19 protein-coding genes are annotated in these 25,061 nt (G+C 36.3%); 11 read left to right on the forward strand and 8 right to left on the reverse strand.

All coding sequences use genetic code 11. The features are described from left to right. Positions 1–150 precede the first annotated feature (150 nt). The 9 genes from LU301_RS11325 (at position 151) to LU301_RS11365 (ending at position 10,042) form a co-directional block, all read left to right on the forward strand. On the forward strand, positions 151–1,752 hold the full coding sequence (locus tag LU301_RS11325; RefSeq protein WP_305270896.1) for a phospholipase D family protein: 1,602 nt from the start codon (positions 151–153) through the stop codon (positions 1,750–1,752). Positions 1,753–1,909: 157 nt separating this feature from the next. Continuing rightward, positions 1,910–4,753 carry a monovalent cation/H+ antiporter subunit A gene (locus LU301_RS11330; protein WP_305270899.1) on the forward strand — a complete coding sequence of 948 codons (2,844 nt, stop codon included), beginning with the start codon at positions 1,910–1,912 and terminating at the stop codon, positions 4,751–4,753. A 3-nt stretch (positions 4,754–4,756) separates the two neighbouring features. Next, entirely contained in the window at positions 4,757–5,170 is a 414-nt protein-coding gene (locus LU301_RS11335) for a Na+/H+ antiporter subunit C (protein WP_305270902.1), read from the forward strand. Further along, positions 5,163–6,944: a monovalent cation/H+ antiporter subunit D gene (locus LU301_RS11340; protein WP_305270904.1), complete on the forward strand. Its 1,782-nt coding sequence runs from the start codon at positions 5,163–5,165 to the stop codon at positions 6,942–6,944. The genes LU301_RS11335 and LU301_RS11340 overlap by 8 nt, the downstream gene beginning before the upstream one ends. After that, positions 6,941–7,480 carry a Na+/H+ antiporter subunit E gene (locus LU301_RS11345; protein WP_305270907.1) on the forward strand — a complete coding sequence of 180 codons (540 nt, stop codon included), beginning with the start codon at positions 6,941–6,943 and terminating at the stop codon, positions 7,478–7,480. Before LU301_RS11340 ends, LU301_RS11345 begins: the two co-directional genes overlap by 4 nt. Further along, positions 7,477–7,752 (forward strand): K+/H+ antiporter subunit F, encoded by a 276-nt coding sequence (locus LU301_RS11350; RefSeq protein WP_305270910.1) that lies wholly within the window; start codon positions 7,477–7,479, stop codon positions 7,750–7,752. The genes LU301_RS11345 and LU301_RS11350 overlap by 4 nt, the downstream gene beginning before the upstream one ends. A gap of 12 nt (positions 7,753–7,764) precedes the next feature. Then, positions 7,765–8,172, forward strand: coding sequence for a Na+/H+ antiporter subunit G (locus LU301_RS11355; RefSeq protein WP_305270913.1), 408 nt, complete (start codon positions 7,765–7,767; stop codon positions 8,170–8,172). 10 nt (positions 8,173–8,182) lie between these two features. Continuing rightward, positions 8,183–8,737 carry a CC0125/CC1285 family lipoprotein gene (locus LU301_RS11360; protein ID WP_305270916.1) on the forward strand — a complete coding sequence of 185 codons (555 nt, stop codon included), beginning with the start codon at positions 8,183–8,185 and terminating at the stop codon, positions 8,735–8,737. Positions 8,738–8,746: 9 nt separating this feature from the next. Beyond that, complete coding sequence (locus LU301_RS11365) at positions 8,747–10,042, forward strand: DUF445 domain-containing protein (protein WP_305270919.1); 1,296 nt, start codon at positions 8,747–8,749, stop codon at positions 10,040–10,042. 10 nt (positions 10,043–10,052) lie between these two features. On the opposite strand, the gene LU301_RS11370 is transcribed toward LU301_RS11365, so the two are convergent. The 5 genes from LU301_RS11370 to LU301_RS11390 all read right to left on the reverse strand — a co-directional run bounded on the left by LU301_RS11370 (position 10,053) and on the right by LU301_RS11390 (position 15,783). Continuing rightward, positions 10,053–10,670, reverse strand: a complete 618-nt coding sequence (locus tag LU301_RS11370; RefSeq protein ID WP_305270921.1) for a DUF6304 family protein — start codon at positions 10,668–10,670, stop codon at positions 10,053–10,055. Further along, complete coding sequence (locus LU301_RS11375) at positions 10,667–11,638, reverse strand: NYN domain-containing protein (protein WP_305270924.1); 972 nt, start codon at positions 11,636–11,638, stop codon at positions 10,667–10,669. The genes LU301_RS11370 and LU301_RS11375 overlap by 4 nt, the downstream gene beginning before the upstream one ends. 3 nt (positions 11,639–11,641) lie before the next feature. Next, positions 11,642–14,278 (reverse strand): type I DNA topoisomerase, encoded by a 2,637-nt coding sequence (gene topA, locus LU301_RS11380; RefSeq protein ID WP_305270926.1) that lies wholly within the window; start codon positions 14,276–14,278, stop codon positions 11,642–11,644. Positions 14,279–14,409: 131 nt separating this feature from the next. After that, on the reverse strand, positions 14,410–14,856 hold the full coding sequence (locus LU301_RS11385) for an ammonium transporter (protein ID WP_305270929.1): 447 nt from the start codon (positions 14,854–14,856) through the stop codon (positions 14,410–14,412). 9 nt (positions 14,857–14,865) lie between these two features. Continuing rightward, positions 14,866–15,783 (reverse strand): energy transducer TonB, encoded by a 918-nt coding sequence (locus LU301_RS11390; protein ID WP_305270931.1) that lies wholly within the window; start codon positions 15,781–15,783, stop codon positions 14,866–14,868. A 154-nt stretch (positions 15,784–15,937) separates the two neighbouring features. Between LU301_RS11390 and LU301_RS11395 the strand changes: the two genes are divergently transcribed. Together LU301_RS11395 and LU301_RS11400 are read left to right on the forward strand one after the other, a co-directional pair. Further along, complete coding sequence (locus tag LU301_RS11395) at positions 15,938–16,630, forward strand: hypothetical protein (protein WP_305270934.1); 693 nt, start codon at positions 15,938–15,940, stop codon at positions 16,628–16,630. Positions 16,631–16,743: 113 nt separating this feature from the next. Further along, positions 16,744–17,439, forward strand: a complete 696-nt coding sequence (locus LU301_RS11400; RefSeq protein ID WP_305270937.1) for a DUF3108 domain-containing protein — start codon at positions 16,744–16,746, stop codon at positions 17,437–17,439. Positions 17,440–17,894: 455 nt separating this feature from the next. Here the strand turns inward: LU301_RS11400 and LU301_RS11405 are convergent, their stop codons facing one another. The 3 genes from LU301_RS11405 to LU301_RS11415 form a co-directional block, all read right to left on the reverse strand. After that, positions 17,895–19,196, reverse strand: coding sequence for a homoserine dehydrogenase (locus LU301_RS11405; RefSeq protein ID WP_305270940.1), 1,302 nt, complete (start codon positions 19,194–19,196; stop codon positions 17,895–17,897). A gap of 94 nt (positions 19,197–19,290) precedes the next feature. Next, a complete protein-coding gene (locus LU301_RS11410; RefSeq protein ID WP_305270942.1) occupies positions 19,291–20,091 on the reverse strand; it encodes a DsbC family protein in 801 nt (266 codons plus the stop codon). Between the two features lie 154 nt (positions 20,092–20,245). Next, positions 20,246–24,769 (reverse strand): S6 family peptidase, encoded by a 4,524-nt coding sequence (locus LU301_RS11415; RefSeq protein ID WP_305270945.1) that lies wholly within the window; start codon positions 24,767–24,769, stop codon positions 20,246–20,248. Positions 24,770–25,061: the final 292 nt, after the last annotated feature.

The following is a 25,061-nucleotide window of genomic DNA, read 5'->3' on the forward strand; positions in this document are numbered from 1 at the left end:
AATATTTTAAATCATATCAATATACTATGATTTTAAGTTGAAAAAGGAGTTATCAACTTAAAATATCATTACAAAATAGTTTAAGACGATGCTTTAAAAATCATTATAATAAAGCCATTTTTAGTTGAACATCACATGATGGCGGTTATAATGAAAAATCTTTCTCATTTTCGCATATTTAAGGCAATTTTAATAGGCTTTTTTTGTGCAAATGGTCTAATTGCCTGTAGCACTTTACCCCAACATTCCAATTTATATCCATCTACGCCAACGCCTATAAATCATCAACAAACCTTTAGCCAATTAAATTCAGCATTACAACAACACCCACATTTAACAGGTTATCATTTATTATCCAATCCCGCTGAAGCCTTAGCCAGCCGTTTAGCATTGATTGAACAGGCTCAATATCGCCTTGATATTCAATATTATATTTGGCATAACGATAAAATTGGACAACTTTTTTTCTATAAGCTCATACAAGCCGCTAATCGTGGCGTACATATTCGCCTATTAATTGATGATAATAATGCCAAAGAATTAGAAAGTACGCTCTTAGCTCTTGTTCAGCACCCTAATATTGAAATTAAATTATTTAATCCTTACCGTTTTCGTGAAATTCGTCAATGGGATTGGTTATTTGATGTCAAACGCATCAATCGCCGTATGCACAATAAAGCAGTAATTGCTGACCAAAAATTATCCATCATTGGTGGGCGTAATATTGGTAATGAATACTTTAATGTAAGTGATGAATTCCAATTTGCCGATATTGATGTGCTATTGGCAGGACAGGCTCATCAACAAATTGCCTCATCTTTTGAACAATATTGGTTCGATGATTATGCCTTTGAAGTGCGTGATGTGCTAAACGCTCGTCGTCATACTTTACGCTATCCACAATTAGCACAGCAACTCTATGATTTTTATCAACAACATCGCCATGAGTTTTTAGTGATTGAACAAGATACAACCAAAAAAAGTCAATGGTTACAACAAGATTTATCACTTACTTGGGTAAAAGGCAAAGCATTGATTGACCCTGTTGCCAAAATTCGTAATCAAGCCAATCAACAAGATTATGTTTACCCGCAATTATTACAAAATATCAAAACACCACAACAGCAATTAGATATTATTTCAGCCTATTTTATTCCAACTCAACAAGGCACACAACAACTCAATCAATTACAACAATCTGGCGTTAATGTGCGTATTTTAACCAATTCTTTTGCATCGAATGATGTGCCTTATGTACACGCATTTTATGCACCTTATCGTAAAGATTTACTTTCACACGGCGTGTCGATATATGAGTTTTTACCAACAACTAACATCGAACAATTTATGAATAACCAACAAGAAATTACTCAAAAATCCGTTTCCAAAGCGAAACTCACACGTGGTGGTTCAAGCCACGCCAGTTTACACGCCAAAACTTATATTTTAGATTATCAACAAGTATTTATTGGCTCTATGAATTTTGACCCACGCTCAATTATTTATAACACTGAATTAGGCGTATTATTGGAAAGTCCTGAACTGGCACAACATTTACATCAAGAAATGGATCATAATTTAGGTTTTTATGCGTGGCATTTACAACTCAACCCACAACAAGACATCACATGGTATGTTCCAGCAACTGATGAACATCCTGAATTATTGCTTAATCATGAACCTAATATACAATGGTGGCAAAAATCAGGCTTAAAAATCGTTTCATGGCTACCAATTGAAAATTTATTTTAATTTTTTTGCTTGTTTTATGTAAGATAATTTAAATTATTTTTAAAAATATAGTACAATCCCATTTCATCTAATATGATGATTTTATTAGAGACTGTCAATTTTGGTATGCCTTTTGCCGACCTAGCAGTCATATACTTTATTTTTTGTTTTTGTGTGCATGGATATGAATGTTTTACCACTTATTATCCTTTTACCGCTATTAGTGGGAACAGGATTAGTTAGCCTATTACATCGCTTATCGCGTGGAGCAACTGCTGTGAGTGCAGTCGCGATTAGCTTAAGCTGTTTTGGCTTACTACTCAGTCTATTACCCTTGATTAGTCAAGGTCAAAGCGTATCTTTTGATTGGGCGTGGATTCCGCAGATTGGATTTGATATTAATTTACGTTTAGATGCCTTAGCTTTATTTTTTGCCTTACTCATTTCGGGTATTGGTACATTGATTTTTATCTATGCTTATTATTATTTAGATGCCAAAAATTCATTGGGTAAATTATATATTTTGCTCATGTTGTTTATGACCGCCATGCTCGGCATTTCCCTATCAGACAACTTATTATTATTACTCGTTTTTTGGGAAATGACTAGTATTACCTCTTTCTTATTGGTTGGTTATTGGAGTAATTATGATACCGCCCAAAAAGGTGCAAGAATGGCATTAACCATCACAGGTATGGGCGGTTTAGCCATGCTGGGTGGTTTTATTTTACTCGGTGAAATGGCAGATACTTATCGTATCAGCCAAATTATTGCAATGGGCGATAGCTTACAACAGCACACATTATTTATTCCAAGTTTATTACTCATTTTATTAGGTGCATTTACGAAATCAGCACAATTCCCATTTCATTTTTGGCTACCAAATGCAATGGCAGCCCCAACTCCTGTATCGGCTTATTTACACTCAGCAACCATGGTAAAAGCAGGGATTTTCTTATTAGCACGTTTATTGCCAATTTTTGCAGGCTTTGCTTTATATCATAATCTTGTTACTACAATTGGTTTAATTACCTTATGCTTAGGTGCATTTTTCGCCATATTTAAAACTGATTTAAAAGGCTTATTGGCTTATTCAACCATCAGTCATTTAGGTTTGATTGTTTGTTTATTGGGCTTAGGTTCACCTTTAGCAGTTGCTGCTGCTATTTTCCATATTTTAAACCATGCCACATTTAAAGCTGCTTTATTTATGATTGCGGGGATTGTCGATCATGAAACAGCTACCCGTGATATGCGTAAATTACGTGGCTTGTGGACAGTATTACCATTTACTGGCACACTTACTATGATTACTGCTGCTGCGATGGCTGGTGTACCTTTAACGAACGGCTTTTTATCGAAAGAAATGTTCTTTACCGAACTTTTGGCAAATTTAACGGGTGGAGCGTTGTATTTAGGAGCAATCGTTGCTACCCTCGCTGGTATGTTTGCAGTAGCTTATTCAGTACGTTTAGTGCATGGTATGTTTTTTGATGGTGCATTGGGTAAAGATATTCCTAACCAAAATGCCCATGAACCACCATTGGGAATGCGTTTACCTGCGACTTTATTAGCTATTTTATGTATTTTAGTTGGTTTAGCACCTGCTTTTTTTGCTGAAACGTTGGTTAATCAAGTTACTCAAGCCACAATTTTACAAGCAGATTTCTCTACGCATTTAGCGATTTGGCATGGTATTAATGTACCATTAATGATGAGTTTAATTGCATTAATTGGCGGTTTAGCATTCTATTTTGCTCTAGCAAAAGATGGTCGTTTACGCAAAATTAAACTTGAAAATCATCTTGGGTTTATGCAAGGCAAGCTATTATTTGAGCAAAGTTTAGAACGCTTATTTAGCTTTGCGACCCAATTTAAAGCTAAAACCGAACGTGGTTCTTTACAAAATTATTTATTATTAATTGTGATTTTTTCGGTTGGTATAGTTGCCATTCCATTTATCGGCTATGACATTGGTACAGGCACACGACAACTTACGCCTGCTCCATTTATCTCCATCGTATTATGGTCTGTCTTGATTATTGCTAATTTGATGTTACTTTGGTTCCATCATGAGCGTATTAAAGCGGTACTCATTAGTGGTGCAATCGGCTTAGTGGTAACGATGGCATTTATTGGTTTTTCTGCCATCGACCTTGCTTTAACACAAATTACCGTTGATGTGGTAACTACCGTATTATTATTGATGGGATTGGCTTTATTACCTCAACTCACACCTTATGAATCAAGTAATGCACGGCGTTGGAGAGATGGTATCATCGCCACTGTTACAGGTTTAGGTATGGGTTGGATTACTTGGTTGATGCTTACTCGCGACCATCAATCCATTTCATGGTTCTTTGTACAAAACTCAATTCCATTAGGTGGTGGTTCAAACGTAGTCAATGTCATTTTAGTCGATTTCCGTGGCTTTGATACTTTTGGCGAAATTGCTGTATTAGGTATCGCTGCTATTGGTGCTTTATGTTTAATGGATGGTATGCGTACACATGGTACAACAACCACACGTGGTTTAAGCTATAGTTTTAATCCATCACCACTAATGTTGCGTGTAACGGCTTCATGGTTATTACCAATTGCATTAGTCGCAAGTTTATACATTTTCTTACGTGGGCATAACTTACCGGGTGGTGGTTTTATTGCAGGCTTGATTACGGCAATGGCAATGGTGATTCAATATATTGCACTCGGTCAAGATAGAGCTGAACGTTTATTTAGAGCAAAATCTGGTCGTTTGTATGAAATTTGGATTGGTGCAGGTTTAAGTATTGCAGGTTTAACAGGCATTGCCTCTTGGTTCTGGGGACGTCCATTCTTAACCAGCGGACACACCCATGTACACCCACCTTTATTAGGCGATATGCACTTAGCATCAGCAGCATTATTTGATGTAGGTGTGTACTTGACTGTAGTAGGAGCGACGATGTTATTAATTTCTGTACTAGGCGACTCACGCTATTCAAGTATGTCAGGACCTTTACCCAAAGGCAAGGGAGACTAAGACATGATAAGTTTAGAATTTTTAATGTCATCTGCCATTGCGGTACTATTTTCTACAGGGATTTATTTAATCCTACGTGCGAGAACATTCCCTGTAGTCATGGGATTAGCGATTATAGGTTATGCAGTCAATTTATTTTTATTTTCAACAGGACGACTTGAAGTTAATTCAAGTGCAATTTTAACTCATGTTACGACTATTACCGACCCATTACCACAAGCCTTAGTTTTAACTGCGATTGTGATTGGTTTTGCAACAACTGCATTTATTGTACAATTGGCTTTGCGTAGCCGTTATGAGTCAGGGACAGACCATGTCGATGCTAAACAAGACGAAATTGTTGGTGATGATGAAGTCGATGAAGATGAACATCTCAATACTTTACTAGAAAACGAACAGGAGCAAAAAAATGTCTGAATTTATTGCATTTTGGCTCCATCATGCTCCGATTTTAAGTATTTTAATTCCTGCATTTACAGGGTTCTTATTGGTATTATTGGGCAATCCCGGTGCTGGTTCGTTATATCAAGATTGGCGACAACCGATTCGCCGTCATATCAGTATGCTATCAGCATTACTCGGTTTAGGCGTTGCCATTAGTTATGTGGCTTTAGCCAATACTGGCGAAATTTTCGTTTATCATCTAGCACAATGGTCTGCACCGTTTGGTATTATCTTAGTTTTAGACCGTTTATCTGCATTAATGGTATTACTCACTTATGTGTTAGCCGTGCCTGTAATTTGGTATGCCAGCCATAAATGGGATCAACGTGGACGTTATTTCCATGCGATGAGCCATTTTTTATTGATGGGCGTATGTGGTGCATTTTTAACAGGTGATTTATTTAACTTATTTGTATTTTTTGAAATTTTGTTAATGTCATCTTATGTACTACTCATCTATGCACAAGGGCAAGTGCGTTTCCAATGGGGTATTCATTATGTAGTGATTAATCTATTTGCTTCTGCATTGTTCCTAATTGGTTTAGGCATGATGTATGCCAGCGTAGGTAGCTTAAATATGGCAGATATTGGACGTTTAACGCCATTATTAGACGCTGACCAACAACGCATGGCGGTGGCAAGTGGATTACTGCTATTTACCGTATTTGGCATTAAAGCAGCGATGTTACCTGTTGGTTTTTGGCTACCAAAAACCTATGCTGTGGTTGCCACACCTGTTGCTGCATTATTTACTATTATGACTAAAGTAGGGATTTATGCCATTTTGCGTGTGAATGGTACGGTATTTAATGATGACTTATCACAAGAAATCTGGCAAAATCTCTTATTAATTATCGGTCTAGCAAGTTCACTTTATGGTGTTATTGCCGCTTTAGCTGCGGTACGTTTACGCCGTTTTGTCGGCTTTATGATATTATCTAGTATCGGTACGATATTAACTGCGATTGCCATAGCAACTCCTGAAGCATGGGCGGCGACTTTATATTACACCGTGCATAGTACTTTAATTGCTGCCGTATTTTATTTACTCTGCGGTTGGATTACATCTCAACGTGGCGAATTAAAAGACCATATCCAAGTTGCAGTGCGTATGAAACAACATAATCTCATTGCTACTTGTTTCTTTTTAATCAGTCTGATGATGGCAGGTTTACCTCCATTTAGTGGTTTTATTGGTAAAGTCTTTATCTTAAATGCAACTACAGGACACCCTGCACAATTTTGGATTATTGGTGTTATTTTAATCGTTAGTTTATTAAGTATTATTGGTTTTGTACGTGTTGGTTTTATCTTATTTTGGCAGGCACGCCCTATGCATACTGACCCACATCACCCAGAGTATGAGACGGAACAAGCATTACCAAATGTTGCACCAAAAGCCAATGATACCGCAATTTATATCATGTTGAGTATCTTGGTTGCTTATATGCTGTGGGCATCGCCTGTTTATCAATATACGTTACTAGCTGGGCAACAAATTAATAATACTGCTGAATATCAACAACTTATTTTACATCGTGATGCACAAAATAATATCATTAGTGTATTACCGTATGATAAAAACTATGCACCACAAACCAAATATGGTGGTGAGCAAAAAGATAAAAATGCTCATACTATTCCATATATTATCCATGAAGATAGTTTAAATGGTGTGAATATTTCATACGATAAAAAACAGCAAATCGCTGAACAACTGCAACAGCAAGGAGTAACACAGCCATGAAACAAAGTTCTCCAACATCGATAAACTTCGTGCAACGTTGTTTTCCGTTACCATTTGTCTCGTGTATGGTCGCTATAACATGGATTATTCTTGCTGGTAGTTATTCAACGCAAAGTTTTGTCATGGCAGGTTTATTAGCCATTATCATTCCTAAAATGGTACGTCCGTTTATCACAAAAGCACCTAATATCCGTTGGGGATTAGCGATTAAACTCATTTTCATTGTATTATGGGATATTATAGTATCTAACTTTAAAGTGGCAAAAATCGTTTTAGGTTCAATGGATAATTTACAACCTAAATGGTTCCGTGTACCATTAGATACTGACCATGAATTAGTCAATGCGCTATTAGCAATGATTATTACGACTACTCCGGGGACAGTTTCTGCAGGAATTGATCAAGAACATCATGATATTTTGGTTCATGCTTTACGTTCAGATAATGAACAAGCGGATATTGATGAAATCAAACAGCGTTATGAAGCATTATTAATCCAAATTTTTAATGTTGATACACAAGGAACATCATCATGAATATTTTATCGATTAGTTTAATGATTGCGATTTTAATGATTGCTTGTTCTATGTTGATGTGTTTGTATCGTTTAGTGATTGGACCTTCGGTTGTAGATAGATTATTGGCATTAGATACTTTATTTTTAAATGCTGTATGTTTAATTATTGTACTCAGTATTTATTGGTCTACTGCATTAATGTTCGAAACGGCGTTACTCATTGCCATGTTGGGCTTTGTCTCAACTGTGGCATTGGCACGTTATTTCACATCTGCCCATGTAATTGATTAATGGAGATGCATGATGTTTTTTGATATTATCGTTTCATTTTTCTTGATTTTTGGTGCATTTTTTACCATTATTGGTGGGATAGGTATGGTGCGTTTACCCGATTTATTTACCCGTTTACACGCTCCAACCAAATCCAGTACATTAGGCTTAGGTAGCTTTATTTTAGCCAGTATTTTTTATTCATTAGGACAAGGCTATTTTGTATTTGGCGAATTAATTATTTCGCTCTTCGCCTTTTTAACCGCTCCTGTTTCAGCAAATTTGATGGCACAAGCAGCTTTACATTTACGTTTACGTTCAAAAAGTGGTGCTGTACCTGAAAGTTTAGAACGTCCACTGCCTTGGCAAGCAGGACGAAGCCGTGCGGTTCAACGCAAAAAACTTCAACAATATCAACGCCATCAACAACGCCAAAAATAGGGTTTATCTTATGAAATATCAAACGCTTTTAAAAGCAACTGTGATTATCTGTGGTGCATTATGGCTTTCAGCGTGTGCTACTACATCATCAACAACACCTAAAAGTTTTGACCAAGTCGGACAATTTAGTAGCTATCCACTCAATGCTCATAATTATCGTATTAGCTTTCAAGCACCCAATAATATGAGTCAAGCCACAGCAGAAGAAGTAACGCTACTAAAATCAGCCCAAATAACGGTACAACAAGGTTATCAATACTTTAAAGTATTAAATGACCCAACTAGTCAAGTACAACCAGCTCGCACGGCGGTGGTTTACCCACAGCCTTTTTATTATCCTTATCGTTCATTTTATGGTTATTCGCCATTTTATGATGACCCATTTTTCAATCCACCTCGTGTGGTACAAATTGAACCTGTGCAAGTTAGTTATCATATTGAATTATTTAAAGAAAATAATCAACCACAAGATGCGTTTGATGCACGTTTAATTTTACAGCATTTAGGTGCAAAATACGGCGTATCGACCACAGGACAAACCATCATACCAAAATCAGCTCAATAAATTATCACTATGTTACCGCACGAACAATCTGCACTCAATCGCAGTAAACGGCTTGCATTAACCGCACTCATTATTGCTTTAGTGATTTGGCTGGTGCTGTTGATTACTGCCAAGTTTTTACCTGAATATCAATTTATTTTGCATATTCTATTGTTGAGTGCAGAAGCGGGGGTCGTGGGTGGACTTGCCGATTGGTATGCGGTAACTGTTTTATTTCGTAATCCTTTTGGTAAAATGCCTATTCCTGCATTTTTACGTAATCATACGGAAATTTTACCACGCAATAAAGCACGCATTGCTCAATCGATGGGTAAATTTATTCAAACCAATTTTTTATCGCCAAAGATTGTACAAACGAGCTTACAACGTACTGATATGAGTTTAATTGTGGGACAATGGCTCGCTCAACCGCACAATAATCAGCAAATTGTTTCTATCATACAACAGCTATTCCCGAGAATTTTAGATTTTATTGGGCAACAGCAACTTGCTGATTTTATTAAACAAAATACGGTACAATGGCTCAAAAATACGCCAATCCATCAAACCAGTAGCCAAGTATTAAGAGCGATTATTGATAACGATTTCCATCAAGAAGTATTACAACAGTTACTTGACCAAATTTACCAATGGATTATCCGTAATCCACAAAAAGTAAAAGTTTTAATTGGCGATACACTCAAAGAAATGGGCTTATGGAAAATCGCACAAGGAGCAAGTTTTTTCGGCTATGATGTACAACAACGTAGTATTGAAGCAATTTTGCACAAAGTACAGGATATTTTACAAAATCCTGAGCATGAATTGCGTATCAAAATTGAGCAACATATTCAACGTGTTATGCAGGAACTTACTGACCCTGAACACCCAACGAGTCAGCGTACCAATCACATTAAAAATCAATTATTAGACAGCCCTGCCTTGCTCAATTTTATCACGCAAGCGGTTGCTATGCTCTGTGATGCGATTAAATACGATTTACAGCAACCATCATCAGGCATTGCTTTACATTTACAATCAGCGATACAACAACTTGGCGAAAATTTACAACAAAATCAAGAAGTTCGTGAATTACTCAATCAGCGTTTAACACAATTAGCTGTACAAATGAGTGAACAATATGGCGATAAAGTGGTTCTTTTCGTCAGCCAACAAATTGAATCATGGGATAGCCGTGAAATGATTAACAAAATTGAAAATGCGGTTGGTGGCGATTTACATATGATTCGTGTCAATGGTGTTGCTGTGGGGGCAATGATTGGTTTAGGGCTAGGATTAATCCGAGCGGTGATTGAATGGATTTAATTAATCTAATTTATTGATTTACTTGAAAATATTCACACAATCCAATTTCTTGAACATTTTCCGCATATTCATAGAATGGAATATAATCTGATTTATCTTTCACTTTAAAATAATCCTCTTTTTGTGCATAAAAACACATTAAACTAGCAAATGCCGATTGTCCAAAAATCGAATAATCGCTATATTTACAAAATAAACAATTTTTAAAATAAAATCCTTGCCCAAGCTGTTGTATTAAATCCATAAAAACATCTTCATACCAACCACCTTGAGCAATATAATGTTGATTGTTAAAATCAAATTGCATAATAATGGTTTCATCATCTAAACCACCATGATAGGCAGGTTTTCCTAAACGATGTTCAATGTTTAATATGATTTGATGATGAATATTATTCTTATCAATCAAAATTTGTGTGATTTGATAATGAAATTGGCAGTCGCATAAACAATCATCATGAAAGGCTAAATCAATGCTTAAATCCACATCATCAGTTTGCATTGCAGATAATTCAGTACCATAAAAATAATGACCACACAATTCAAATGAAAGTTGTTTACCGTCATTTTGAATCGTGATGGCGTGGTATTGGTTTTGATGATAGTAAGTTGTTGGATAGTTTATCACTCGCCACTTTCTTTTGAAGAAGTCATTTTTATCTGTGTTTTATCAATATTAAACTCAAAGTTTTTACTATTAATTTTCAAAATAGCATCTTTGATATTCTTACAACCATACTGTTGCATATCTAAATCTGGGTACTTAGTCGATAATTCACTAACTAAACCATTTAAATCTAACCAATTATCTAAGTTATTTTTACTTATTATCAGTTCTTGGAAAATTTTAATAAAACCACCAAAACTAGGTTTTTTTCTCACATATTTTTGAGACCCTCTCAACTCAATATCAAATAAATTTAATTGCTCTAAAAGACCAGATAATTTAGCTCTACCGTAAGTTCTACTATCAAAATCAGGTTTAACTGCAACTAAGTATCCACCTAAATCAGCCAAATTAGCCCAACCATTGTCATCAGCTGTATCTTTTATTCCCTTATAAATTAAATTAATAACATGTTTTTCTACTTCTAAATTTTGCTCATGAGAAATTTCACTACCATTCCTCACATTATCACTTTCTTTCATCGTATTTGATAATAAATTTTCAGTATAAACAAATTTATCACACGCATTAATAAATGCTTGTGGTGTTTTATTTTTCCCAAAACCATAAACTATTAAACCACTTTCCCTAATGCGAGACGCTAGTGGTGTAAAATCACTATCACTTGAAACAAGACAAAATCCATCTAAATTTCCTTGATGTAATAAATCCATCGCATTGATAATTAACATCATATCCGTTGCATCTTTACCTTTAGTATAAGTAAATTGCTGAATAGGTGTGATAGCGTGCGGTAATAGTATATCACGCCATGCACCTAAATTTTCACTACTCCAATCTCCATAAACACGTTTTACACTTGCAATACCATATTTAGCAATTTCCTGTAGAATTAAAGGTATTTCTTTATATGAAGAATTATCAGCGTCAATTAAAACAGCTAATTTTATAGTATTAGTTTTATTCATATCTTACCCCTCAACCCACTGCCCATTATCAAACACCATTGACCATTTAGTCGCTTTGCCGTCTGCAGTTTCTGATGCCACATATTGCGATTTGGTCTTGCGACTAAATTTTAAAATGGTTGGGTTGCCCTCTGGGTCGGTATCTGGGGCTTGCAGTAAATATTGATATTTTGGGTCGAGTTGTTCGGCAACTGTGCGTAATTCACTGATTTTAGGTGCTCGGGTTTCACGAATTTTTGGAAATTTAGATGCTGCTAAAAATAAACCAGCAGCACCATCTCGCAATACAAAGAAATCATCATGCTTGGTTGAACGTAAATGCTCCATTTTAATAGGGTCAGCCTTTGGCGGTGCAGCTTCACCATTTTTCAACACTTTACGAGTATTATCACAACTGGTGCAGGCAAAATAAGGTCCAAAACGCCCTGTTTTAAATTGCATTTCACCATTGCATTTATCACATGGAATAGTTGGTCCATCATAGCCTTTCACTTTAAATTCACCTTGTTCGACTTGATAACCATGACAATCAGGATTATTGCCACAAATATGCAATTTTCGTCCGCCATCTAAAATATAGCTATCCATTGCAGTTTCACAGATTGGGCAACGGCGTTTTGCTCGTAAATCTTCCATTTCTGCATTATCATCATCAGATAATACCGCTAAAGATTCCACAGGAGTAAGATTTAAAGTTTCTTTACAACGTTCTTTTAATGGTAAATTATAGCCAGAACAACCTAAAAATACCCCTGTTGAACCTGTACGAATTTGCATCGCACGGCTACAAGTTGGACAAGAAATATCTTTTACTTCAACAGGTTGATTTCGTCTCATACCTTGTTCGCTTGATGCAATATTCAAACGTTGTTTAAAATCACCATAAAATTGGTCTAATAATTCTTTCCAATTGCGTTCGCCTTCAGCCACTTTATCCAACTGCCCTTCTAGGTCAGCAGTAAAATCATAATTCATTAAATTATTAAAACTTTCATCAAGACGGTCAGTTACAATTTCACCCATTTTTTCTGCAAATAAGCGTTTATTTTCTAATTTGACATAACCACGCTCTTGAATCGTTGAAATAATCGCAGCATAGGTTGATGGTCGTCCAATGCCACGTTTTTCCAATTCTTTGACTAATGATGCCTCAGTAAAGCGAGCAGGTGGTTTCGTAAAATGCTGACTTGGATCGAGCTTTTCTAAGCTTAAAATATCACCTACTTTCACCGCAGGCAATAATACATCATCGGCAGATTGATTGGCTCCACGCACTTTAGTAAAACCATCAAAAATCAACGTTCTTCCTTTCGCTTTCAGTTCCACACCATTGGCTTCGACTAAAATCGTTGAAGATAAATATTCAGCAGGTGTCATTTGACATGAAACAAATTGTCGCCAAATTAAATCATACAAACGTTGAGCATCTCGTTCCATTGCTGTTAAATCTGCTCCAACCAATGCCACATTTGATGGTCGTATGGCTTCATGAGCTTCTTGAGCATTCGCTTTATTTCCATAGCGATTTGGTTTACTTGGTAAGTATTTTGCACCGTAATTTTGTTCAATATGTTCACGCACCATTGCCACTGCATCATCGCTTAAAAAAGTGCTATCAGTACGCATATAAGTAATAAAACCACCTTCATATAAACGCTGAGCCAGCATCATGGTTTTTTTCACAGAAAAACCGAGACGGGTACTCGCCGCTTGCTGTAAGGTTGATGTAATATAAGGTGCTGATGGATTGACCTTAGTTGGTTTATCTTCACGATTGATAATTTTATATTCAGCATTTTGCAGAATGGCTAAAATTTTATCAGTTTGTTCTTTATTTTTTAATTTTAAGGTTTTACCTTGATATTTTGATGCTTCAAGGCGAATATTTTCTTTGTCTGCATTGTGTGTATCTGCAAAAATTTCCCAATATTCTTCAGGGATGAAAGCACGAATTTCCCGTTCTCTTTCAACGACTAATTTTACAGCAACTGATTGTACACGTCCTGCCGATAAACCACGAGCAATTTTTTCCCACAATAATGGTGAAACCATAAATCCAACCACACGGTCAAGAAAACGGCGTGCCTGTTGGGCATTAACACGATTATTATCCAATTTGGTTGGTTGTTGAAAAGCCTCTTGAATGGCTTTTTTAGTAATCTCATTAAATACAACACGATGATAACGACTATCATCACCACCAATGACTTCTTTGAGATGCCAAGCAATCGCTTCTCCTTCTCTATCCAAGTCCGTTGCCAGATAGATTTCATCAACTTCTTTAGCTAATTTTTTAAGTTCTGCCACCACTTTGTGCTTTTCTGGTAAAATTTCATAATGTGCCTGCCAACCGTGTTCAGGGTCAATGCCCATACGATTGATTAAGGCTTGTTGAGCTTTGATGGCTTTTTCTTCAGGTGTTTGTTTGGTACGTTTTGTGGTTGTTTTCTCTACTTTTTCACCTTTTTCTTTATTTGCTGTACCGCCCTTAGGTAAATCTCGCACATGACCGACCGATGATTTCACAATATATTGCGAACCCAAATATTTATTGATGGTTTTTGCCTTTGCTGGTGATTCGACAATCACTAAATATTTTGCTTTTGTACTTGTTGAAGTAGTCGTCTTTGCGGTTGTCATGGTGATGTTCCAAATACAATATTAATATCAAAAATAGCTCTATTATTTACAATAAATTGTTTTACTAGCATTCGTCAAGGGCAGATTTGCTTATTATTTATCATATTGATAATTTTTATACAATTTCCCCTTTACGCATCGGCAAGTTGCTGTAAAAATGCTTTTAAATCAACTAAATAATTACCATGTAAATCTGCACTTTCGTCCCAATATACTGCAACCGTATTTGCCTGCATTTCAATACCATATAATCCATTTAAATTTATAGTCATGTGCTGATAACGTGCATCCCCCATGACCACTTTTAATTGTTGCTGTTCAATTAATGCACGCATTAGTGGTAATTTTCCATCAGCAATCATTACATGATAATAGGCTATCATTGGTGCATATTGACCATTTTTTTCTAATTTCAACCAATCTGGTGCAGCAACTAAACGTGGATTTAAACCCATTTTACGTGCATTTTCACGCAGTTGAGCCAATGCCTTATCTCGTGGGCTGGTACGTAAATTAAAAATACTTCCAAGCACAAATAATACGATAATAATCGTTACCCATAAACCTGTATTTTCCATACTCTATCCTTATTCATCATCTTGAGATTTATCAGTTGAAGCCTGAACACCAATTTCTGATGAAGCGGGGTCAAATCGCCATGTACGAATAATACGCAATTCAGAAATATCTTTCTTCATGGCAGGGTCAAACTCGCCAAACGGTGCTGCTTTACGCACAGACGCAATTGCTGCTTTATCTAACACATCATGCCCAGAGCTTTTAATCAACTGAATATCACGAATACCACCACGCTGATTTAAACTGACCATCAAACGTACCTCACCCGCTAAATTTTGTAAACGAGCTTGTTCAGGATAATCACGGTTACCAAAAGTTTCCACTTTTTGACGGAACTTTTCTAAATAAGCCGCCGATGCATTTTGTTTTGCGGTAATATTTGATGAGACTGTTTCGATATTTTGCATTTTAGCTAAATCTTGCTGACGATTGGCATACTGAGCTTCTAAGCTAGCAATCATCGCAGCTCGGGTTTGATATTCACTCTCAAATGCTTCTTCTGCTTTTTTACGCTGTTTTTCTTCTGCTTGTTTTTGCCAGCTTAATACGGTCATCAACACTTTATCTTCAAATTTAAATTCTTGTTGCTGTTTCAATCGCTCTAAATTTTGCTCAAGTTGATTACCATCACTCATTTCTTTGTCTTGGGCATCAAACAATTTTTCTGTACGTTTTTGTTCTTCCGAATCTCCACTACCAACTTGATTGGCTTGAGCTAAAAAGTCCGATTCTTCTACTTCTTCAGAGTGAATATTAATAGCAATAGCTGTATCTTTATTACTAGCATTAGTCGCAGTAGGCATAGCAAAATGTACACTCAAAATTGCACCATGCACCAATAGTGCAATAAAGATTGCACCTAAAAATAATGGATCTCTCCACCACAAAGCCTGCTGATTTAAAATACGAGTTAATTTTGGATTCACAAATTTAAACCTACTATTGATCACAGATTATCTATCATAGAATATGACATACTTTTAATCTGATAATAATTTTACATCGCCTAATGCACAATATCGCATAACCTGTTATTATAGCACTACTTTAGGCTTTTAACTTGTGTGGAATCTTTAAATTATGCAACAATTTATCACCCAATTTTATAAACAATTAAATCAAGGCTACCAAAAAGCTGAACGATTGGCTGATGAACCACGTCATTTTAGCATTTCTGAAAAATTTTTAAATGCAACTTTAGAACGTTTTGTTGTTGATAATTTGCATTCGTGGATGAAAGATTTACACCTTGATTTACATGATGATTGGTTACGGTTATACGCAACTTTAGAATTTGGTCGCTATACACATTTTGAATTATCAGTAGATTTATGTTTAGTAGAAATGAAAATTAATCATCATCAACAACTATTTGTTTTTGAACAACTAAGCGATACTCAAGTTATCCAAGCTCGTTTTCCACAAAAGTGGCAAGGTTGGCTCGCTCATAGTGCATTATTTATACTACAAGAAATTTTACAAAAAGACCCTTTAGGTTGGATTTTAAGTGAAAAAGGTATGACTTTTATCTTGAAACGTCCATATAAAGTAGTGGAAATTCATAATGGTTTATTGCATTTAGATATTATGCAATGGATTGCTACAAACAAAACCATTATCAATACGCTTAAAAAAGTAAATATTTTAGATGGTTCAACCAGTGAGCAAAGTTTAAATATGAAAGGTAAGATTTATTTAGATGAAATTCTCAATTTAAACAAGATATTAAGCTATGACCATGCCCCTATAGAAACAGATACAATGATACCGTAGTCATTTTTTGTTACATTTTATCATCATAAACACATTATAATGTTCATTGTTTTTTAGCTGATAGTATTTATCATAATACTATTCTCTTTTTATTAGTTATTGCGGATACAGTTATGCACGCTTATGTTAAAACAGTACTCATTGCCACTACATTGATCACAAGTGTAGGTTTAAGCACTTCAGCTATGGCACTTGCTCCATTCCAAGCAAGTTATCAGTTTGCTTATAATGGTAAAAATGTGGGTACCGCAACTCGTGTATTACAACAACAAAATCATCAGCAATGGACATATACCTTTAGTGCAAAAGCATTAGGAATTGGTTCTGCGAGTGAAACAAGCCGTTTTAGCTTTAATAATGGACAAATTTCATCGCAAAGTTTTAGCCGTAGCAGTAAAATTTTGGTACATAACCGTACTATGAGTATTAATTTTAATCCAAGCAGTAAATTAATTAATACCCAAAAAGATAAAAAAACACGTTCTTTTGCATGGCAAGCAGGTGTACTTGATGAACTTAATGCTGAATTGCAAGTGCGTGAAGATTTAAAGAAAAATGCTTTAAAAGCACAATATTTCATCGCTGATGCCAAAGAAGTCGAAGGGCGTAAATTTGTGCGTCAAGGTACTGAACAAATTAAAACACCTGCTGGCACCTATAATACAGTAAAAGTGGTTATGCAACACAACGGTAAAAATCGTCAAACGGTATTTTGGCTTGCCCCACAGTTAGATTATTTGCCAGTCAAAGTAACACATAAAGATGAAGATGCGTCTTATAGTTTAAATTTAACTAAATTCTCGCAGTAAATTTAAATATAACGTGAGTTCGGAGTATTTTAAAATGTAACTATTTGATATTAAATAAAAGATAGATTAAATAGATGAGAAGTAGGGTGCGTACCACGCACCTTTTGCAAGTTTTCATCGAAATGGTGCGTCTTGCAAAACGATGTTTCTCAACCCTACTTAATCTTTATATTTCAATGGGTTATAAAAATTAATTTAAACCGAATTCACGTTAAATATAGTCTTTTTATATCAGAATAATACAACAAATGTCGGAGTTTATTATATAAACCCTTTTTTAAAATCAATCGCTTGGGCGAATATAATTCGCCCCCTACCATTCAATTTTGAACTGAATTTACTATAAATCATATGAAATGTGGATAAGTAAAAAGTTATCCACATTTTTTCATTAAAACATTAAGGGATAACTTATCAGTTATCCCTTAAATCTTAAAACAGATAATCAATCTAAATTAACTATCTAATGCTTCTAAACGAATACGTACTACTTCATCACATACCGCAGGTAGAGCTTGAATTTCTGCTACAGCTTCATTCATTTTACTTTCTGCGATTGGGTCAGTCAAAATCACAATTGGAATTAAATCTTTTAAGCGAGTTTGTTGCATAATCGCATCAACACCAATACCTTTTTGGCTTAAAATCGTGGTAATATTAGCTAATACACCTGTTTGGTCTTCAACATGAACACGCAAATAGTAACCAGTCTGCATTTCATCACTGCTTAAAATCGGCATATCAGCAAGGGCTTCAAAGGCAAAATGAGGAATTGTACCTGCACCATCTTCAGTATAGCTAATATCACGTACAATATCAATGACATCAGCCACTACCGCAGATGCTGTCGGACCTGCACCCGCACCCGCACCATAATACAAAGTAGAGCCAACTGCATTCGCATTAACTAAAACTGCATTCATCACGCCATTCACATTAGCAATCAATTGGTCTTCTGGAATTAAGGTTGGATGTACACGCAATTCAATACCTTTTTCAGCACGGCGAGCAATCCCCAAATGCTTGATACGATAGCCTAATTCTTCAGCATATTTCACATCTTGGGCTGTAATTTTACTGATACCTTCAGTATACACTTTATCAAACTGTAATGGAATACCAAACGCAATCGATGCCAATAATGTTAATTTATGAGCCGCATCAATGCCTTCCACATCAAATGTTGGGTCAGCTTCAGCATAGCCTAGAGCTTGAGCTTCTTTTAATACATCATCAAATGCACGACCTTTTTCACGCATTTCCGATAAAATAAAGTTACCTGTACCGTTAATAATACCTGCTAACCATTCAATACGGTTTGCTGATAAACCTTCACGCAATACTTTAATGATTGGAATACCGCCAGCTACCGCTGCTTCGTACATAATTTGTACATTATTTTCATCGGCAAGTTTAAATAACTCATTACCATGTTTAGCAAGTAAAGCTTTATTGGCTGTAACCACTTGTTTTTTATGTAAAATCGCTTCTTTTACCACTTCATAAGCAGGGTGAATACCACCAATCACTTCAATCACAACATCAACATCTGGCTGACGTACAATGTCCAATAAATCAGCACTTTCTTTAATGCCATCAAGATTTAAATCAGGACGTGGGCGGCGAGTTCCCACATAAGTGATTTGAATTTCACGTCCCGTACGGCGTTTAATTTCAGCCGCATTTTCTTGTAATATTTTTAAAGCACCACCGCCAACAGTACCTAAACCTAATATTGCTAGGCGAACAGGTTTCATAATGAACTCCATCTTTTTCGATAAAACGTCATCATCATACCCAAAAAAAGCAATTTTGTTAAGCTAAATTTAACATAAATCACTGTAATTTGGCTTATTTTTGGTTAATGGCTTTGATTAAATCATCAACACCTAAATAGCCTCCAATTTGACGACCATCTTCAGTGAAAATAGCAGGTGTACCTGAAACGCCCATTTGTTGCCCAAGCTCAAATTGTGTTCTAACAGGATTAGTACAGGTAGCAGGTGGTAAATTTACCCCATTCATTACATCATCAAAGGCTTTTTTACGGTCATCACTACACCAAATACTTTCCATAGCAGGAAATAATTGCTCACCACGTGGCCAAGCAATATAGCGAACTTCAATGCCTTTAGCATTCATGTCTTCCATTTGACGATGTAAACGTTGGCAATAGCTACAACTTACATCACTAAACACATAAATTGTATGTTTTTTTGTACCTTTAGCAGGATAAATAATTAAATCTTTGTCGTTAAGTGTCGCTAGGGCTTTTTTGTTGATATCCGCACGGAAGTTTTCACTTACATTTTCTACTTGTTTACCACCTAAACGTAATAAATCACCCTGTAAAACAAAACTGCCATCAGCTGTAGCATAGATTGAAGTATGATTATCAAGAATTACCCAATAAAAATTAGAATTAGGAATTGCTTTAATTTCTGTGATTTTAACATTTAAATTCGCAGTCTTAAAATGTTGTTCTAAAGTAGTTTGCAAACGTTGAATAGCGTTAGTTTCTGTTAAAGTAGAAGCTTCTCCAGCAGGTGCTGAAGCTGTTAAACTCACTTTTTCTGTGGTCTGCTCTTGTTTACAACCCACCAATGCTATACTTGCTATCAGTAATGATAGGCTTAATGTTTTGATTTTCATAAAAAAACTCTTTTTATCAATAAAATAATGAATACTATATTCATTATTTCTTAACTGCAATTAGTATAGCAAAATATAGGCAAATATCTATAAGTTTGATGTAACTGATATTTGCCTAATTAACGTTTACTATGGATAGCTCAGAATGGAATCATTACCAATGATAATTTAATTTCACACCACCTGAATTCTGTGTATTAACTTCACTTCCTTCCGAACGACCCGCATGAATTTCTGTAGACCATTGCTTACCACCCACCTTAACACCAACTTCATGATGTCCATAACGTCCATACGCTTGTCTTAAACTATGACCGTTTACTTTAACCTCACTCTTTTCATTCATCGTATCAACATAATGACTAGAAATTGATGGTGTAAGTTCAATACCATTGCCTAAACTAAAACTTTTCTCTAATGATACACCAGCTCGATAGCTTAAAATATTTGCATCTGGCAATGCTATATTTGCACCATTTAAGTTATAGTTGCGTCCTTCTAAATAGTGGTAACGTACACCTACACTTGGTTTAATATTGACCAACTTTGTCGATACGGTTGTCCCTACATTCACTCCTGCTGTCGCTATATTGCGTGCAAGTTTGGTATCTTCTCCTTCTGAACGAAGTTCACTATCTGTACGTCCATAACCTACATCAACACTGACAAAACTATTATCAGCATAGTTAAGTTTACTATAAACCGAAAGCATATCTAATTTGCTTTCACTGCTTGCATTATCAGCAAAACGATTTGTCCCTTCACTATGACTATACGCAACACCAACCAGCAATTGACCATCTGCTGTATCAAGCACCGTATCAGCACCAATTTGAGTTAGGGTTTCTTGTTTTTTATAATCACGATAATACGCTGAACCATGTTCAGTTTCATTATAGCGATTTACATTTAACCATACGCCACCTGAATGAATATTATCCAGTAAATGATGATTTAAACCATCCCCAACATGAATAACACTATTCACTTGTGATGATAAATCTGATAATGCTGTATTGGCATAACGACTTATTAATTCTGATTGTTGTTTTTGTGCTAGTGCTTTACGGCGTGCTTCTTCCTCTGCTTCCGCTTTAGCCTTCGCTTCTGCTTCTGCCTTAGCTTTCGCCTCTGCTTCTGCCTTAGCTTTCGCCTCTGCTTCTGCCTTAGCCTTCGCCTCTGCTTCCGCTTTTGCCTTCGCTTCTGCTTCTGCCTTAGCTTTCGCCTCTGCTTCTGCCTTAGCCTTCGCCTCTGCTTCTGCCTTAGCTTTCGCTTCTGCTTCTGCCTTAGCCTTCGCCTCTGCTTCCGCTTTTGCCTTCGCTTCTGCTTCTGCCTTAGCCTTCGCTTCTGCTTCTGCCTTAGCTTTCGCCTCTGCTTCTGCCTTAGCTTTTGCTTTCGCATCATTCACAATTGTATTTACGGTTGCAACCACTGCTGTGGTAACACCTAAAGCGGTCGTTGCTGTTGCCAAGGCATTATTAGCACCTTGAACTGTTGTTGCACTGTTCGCTGCCGCTTGAGCTGCTTTTGCATCATTGACTGCTTGTTGGGCTTTAGCGACTTCTGCTTTAGCATTATTAATCGCTGCTACACTTAATTGATCTCGTTCAGCATTCTGCAACACTTGCTGTGCATTAGCAAGAGCCTGTTCAGCGTTACCAACAACAGCATTCACTTGTGTTCGTACATCATTAATCGCCTGTGCTGTTGCATTCGCTTGGTTGTCAATTTCTTGTTCTAAGTTAGGACTCCATAAGCGATAATCATTGCCTTCTCTTTGTAAGGTATAACGATATGCACCTAAATCAACTTGTTGGTTATTATTGGCTAATAAGACCGTGCCACGATCTGTACCTTTCACACTTAGCAAGGTAAGATGTTCTTTGGTTTTTTGTGGCTCTAAACCTGTATCTTGTACCAATAATTTCACATTGGCATCATTGTTGCCATTCACAATAACTTTGTCGCTAACCAATTTAGAAATATTAGTTAAGTAATTAAACTGACCATTACCAGTTAAATTTCCTAAAATATTCAATGTATTATAACTGGTTGCACCATTGGCATTGCTAGCGTTATTTAATTGTACGATAGCACCTTGATTTAAGCTCAAATCCCCCACTTGGCTATTGCCAGTGAGTGTCCATTTACCATCTGCCTGAATCTTGGTTGTTGTACCTGCTACGGCTTGGATTTTACCAGTCAAATGACTACGCCCTATTTCCAATTCAGCCGAATTTGCTAAATTGACATCGCCTTTGACTTGTGTCGTTGGCAAAGTATTCAACACTGCGGTCGAGTAGTTTTTGACATCACAGCTTTCTTCAAAGTTATAATCCGAACGAACGCAAACTGGCGTTGAATTTTGTATAAAGCCCAATTGAACTTTCGATGTACTACTGGCGTCAATATTGGCATTGACTTCACTCACATTACGTCCGATATAGACTTTGGCATCATTTTTTGCTTGGATTGTGCTTGCCGTATAGCTACGATTAATCCAGTCATCATCTTTGATAACTTCTTTTTGTGCGATATAATCCAGTGCATGTGGTGTAGGACGACCTGACATCACGACACGCCCAGCTTCAGCAATCAACTGACCATTCAAATTACTACCACCAGTGAGCAGTAACGTTGATTCACTAGGACGATCTTCTGGACGATAAGTAAAATCAATTTGTCCATTTTTCTTACCGCTATCCGCTTTTTCTCCTAAATGTCCTGCAAATGTAGTAATCAAATTCACACGATTGATTTGATTCACATAATTAGCATGGGCTTTTTCGGCATTTGCATCGTCTTTTGTAGTATTACCTGTATTAAATCCTTCGCCTAAATAATCATAATATAAGCTATTATCACGAGTTGGGTTATAAAACAAAGAGGCAGATGTTTTTACACGATATGCATTACCATCAGTTCCATTAACAAAAGGAAAAGCGACTCTTTCTGGCAACTGTTTTTCACCTAACCAAACCAAGCTGGCTTTTTGATCGTTGTGATTCACAATCAAACCGCCATCATCGACATTGTGAATACTATGTGTGCTAAGATTTTGTACCCCATTCAAATCCAAGCGTCCGCCACGATAACCAAATGTTAAATTATCCAAATTGATTTGCTGATTGTCCGTTAGACGCACTGTACCACGCCCACTGGTAATTTCAACGTTATTAAAAGCTTGCTTTTTACCAGCATCAGCCTGTTGAGCCAAAATCACTAAACCATCACCAACACTAATATCACCTAGATTTTCACCCTTACCATTGACATTAAGTGTTCCTCCACCAATCTTTGATAAACGGTCATCTTCAGGGTTATGTAATTGCCAATTAACCGTACTACCTGTATTGATGTCTAAGCCTGCACCAAGCCATGTTCGATTGCTCGTATTATCGCCACGGAAAGTAACCGTTTTAGCTGGCGTAGAGATAATCATATTCGCAATCGGCTGATAACCCACCTTAATTGCACCCGACCCTTGATCAATATTTTGCGTCAACGACACTGTCGCATCTTGACTAAAATAAATGTCTTTTCCTTTCTCCAAACGATTTGAAATCGCACCGTTCACCAAACTACTATCAAGTCCAGTCATCGACCAATTGAGATTGCGCCCCATAGCGTCTAAGCCGATATACCTACCTTTGATTGTGTCGTACACATCTCTATCAAACACCGCATAGGTATCCGATGCCAGTGGATTACCATCTTTATCACTCATTTCAAAGCCACCGTGTAAAACACCAATCAATTCCCAACGATTGGTATTACGGTTATAACCCAACAGACCACTACCACTATCCCCTTGTTCTGTCATGGTAATGAGTGGTGAAGAAGAAACAGGACGACCATCAGCAAAATGCGTCTTCATTGCATCATTAAAATGATACACCTGATCATTTGTCCCTATAAATGTTTTATCATTAGGATCATATACATCGATGAGTTCAGCCTTTGAACCAATATATTGACCACCACCGCTATTTTTCTCCACGGTTGGGTTAAATGCCATCACTGAACCACCAGTCAAATAATCATACGCATCATTCAACAATTCTGGTTCAGCCGCACCATTTGTTACTCGCTGTACACCACTACCGACACGAGCAAAGGCAGTATAGTTTGATAAGTCTAATCCTCTTGCAATAACATTATTTTGATCAAGATAGGATTGTGGAACTACCTCTGTTACCAATTTATTCAGGCGTGGTGCACCCAAGTCTTTATATTTGCCATGAATATCAGATTCGTCATCGACTTCAGCAGTGGTTAAATCTTCTGCATAGTTAATATCCACAATATTATAGCGATAGCCATATTGATTACCAAACTGGATTGGGCGTGTCGATTGTTGAAATGTATCTTCACCATTGTGCATTGCAGTAACAATAAACTGCGGATCAATCAATGTTGCCGTACCTGTATTTACCAAAGAGGCACTCAAATCAGGCATTGGAATATTGTCCTGAAACAGTGAACCTAAACTTTTTCCTGTTTTATCCTTAATCTCAATATTAGTTGCACCAACAACAAAAACACCTTTATTTTCAGCAAAATCACGATAAGTTTGATAGTCAATATCTTCACGTACTGTTGAAGCCTGTACATATGTCATCAATATACTACTTAATGCAACAGCCAATAGTGTTTTTTTCAATTTGGTTAATTTCATGGCTTTAAATACCTATATAAAAAATGTCTTTTTTGTTATCCTACACAAAATAAGCCTATAATGCAATGGCAAAATAAAACTAGACTCGTGAAAATCAAGATATCTTTTTGCTTGATCATCTCATCTCATAGAGTTAGAACAAGTAAGGTGTCCATTTCTTTGACTTTCACTTTATAATCCTAATTTCAACTCTATAGAAAAATGATAGTTTTAGATTAAGTATAAATAACCCTTGCGTTTCTTACACATAATATAAAAAACAGCATAACCCTTATGCAGAATTATGCTGTTA

The organism is Moraxella sp. ZY210820 (assembly GCF_030674635.1).
Lineage (GTDB): Bacteria > Pseudomonadota > Gammaproteobacteria > Pseudomonadales > Moraxellaceae > Acinetobacter.

Coding starts and splice junctions, on each gene's coding strand:
- LU301_RS11375 (WP_305270924.1), bottom strand. CDS start 11,638: ATGAATAAAACTAATACTATAAAATTAGCTGTTTTAATTGACGCTGAT.
- LU301_RS11395 (WP_305270934.1), top strand. CDS start 15,938: ATGCAACAATTTATCACCCAATTTTATAAACAATTAAATCAAGGCTAC.
- LU301_RS11325 (WP_305270896.1), top strand. CDS start 151: ATGAAAAATCTTTCTCATTTTCGCATATTTAAGGCAATTTTAATAGGC.
- LU301_RS11365 (WP_305270919.1), top strand. CDS start 8,747: ATGTTACCGCACGAACAATCTGCACTCAATCGCAGTAAACGGCTTGCA.
- LU301_RS11355 (WP_305270913.1), top strand. CDS start 7,765: ATGTTTTTTGATATTATCGTTTCATTTTTCTTGATTTTTGGTGCATTT.
- LU301_RS11350 (WP_305270910.1), top strand. CDS start 7,477: ATGAATATTTTATCGATTAGTTTAATGATTGCGATTTTAATGATTGCT.
- LU301_RS11360 (WP_305270916.1), top strand. CDS start 8,183: ATGAAATATCAAACGCTTTTAAAAGCAACTGTGATTATCTGTGGTGCA.
- LU301_RS11385 (WP_305270929.1), bottom strand. CDS start 14,856: ATGGAAAATACAGGTTTATGGGTAACGATTATTATCGTATTATTTGTG.
- LU301_RS11400 (WP_305270937.1), top strand. CDS start 16,744: ATGCACGCTTATGTTAAAACAGTACTCATTGCCACTACATTGATCACA.
- topA (WP_305270926.1), bottom strand. CDS start 14,278: ATGACAACCGCAAAGACGACTACTTCAACAAGTACAAAAGCAAAATAT.
- LU301_RS11415 (WP_305270945.1), bottom strand. CDS start 24,769: ATGAAATTAACCAAATTGAAAAAAACACTATTGGCTGTTGCATTAAGT.
- LU301_RS11405 (WP_305270940.1), bottom strand. CDS start 19,196: ATGAAACCTGTTCGCCTAGCAATATTAGGTTTAGGTACTGTTGGCGGT.
- LU301_RS11330 (WP_305270899.1), top strand. CDS start 1,910: ATGGATATGAATGTTTTACCACTTATTATCCTTTTACCGCTATTAGTG.
- LU301_RS11410 (WP_305270942.1), bottom strand. CDS start 20,091: ATGAAAATCAAAACATTAAGCCTATCATTACTGATAGCAAGTATAGCA.
- LU301_RS11335 (WP_305270902.1), top strand. CDS start 4,757: ATGATAAGTTTAGAATTTTTAATGTCATCTGCCATTGCGGTACTATTT.
- LU301_RS11345 (WP_305270907.1), top strand. CDS start 6,941: ATGAAACAAAGTTCTCCAACATCGATAAACTTCGTGCAACGTTGTTTT.
- LU301_RS11340 (WP_305270904.1), top strand. CDS start 5,163: ATGTCTGAATTTATTGCATTTTGGCTCCATCATGCTCCGATTTTAAGT.